The organism is Sphingomonas sp. 10B4, from assembly GCF_035019905.1.
GTDB classification, from domain to species: Bacteria; Pseudomonadota; Alphaproteobacteria; order Sphingomonadales; family Sphingomonadaceae; genus Sphingomonas; species Sphingomonas glacialis.
Genome location: NZ_JASJVC010000254.1, coordinates 1 through 296, shown reverse-complemented (window position 1 = coordinate 296; position 296 = coordinate 1). Strand labels below are relative to the sequence as shown.

Sequence of the window (296 nt, the reverse complement as noted above, 5' to 3'; positions counted from 1 at the left end):
GATGTGTATAAGAGACAGGCGTTTCATCGGCATGTAAATGCACGGCAAAGCCAGGAAACAACCAACGCTGCTCGGCCTCACCGGCAATCAGTACACGCGCACCACCGGGCTGCGCATCGGCTAAAATTTCCAGCGGCTTCCAACGGTAAGCTTGCCAGCGATTATTCAAGGCTACGCGCTGCATCAGCACCGCCAGCGTGAATGGGAGAACGCTATGTTTTTCCATCATGTTAATATCTGTCCAATTTTGATTCCACCATTTCACTCGCACCCAAGCACCCAAGCACCTTATGGAC

At 52.0% G+C, this 296-nt stretch carries 1 protein-coding gene; it reads right to left on the bottom strand.

The window, feature by feature from the left end; genetic code table 11:
• A partial coding sequence (locus QN347_RS19710; protein WP_323494382.1) for a DUF3305 domain-containing protein occupies positions 1-226 on the bottom strand: 226 nt, incomplete at its 3' end.
• Between the last annotated feature and the right edge of the window lie 70 nt (positions 227-296).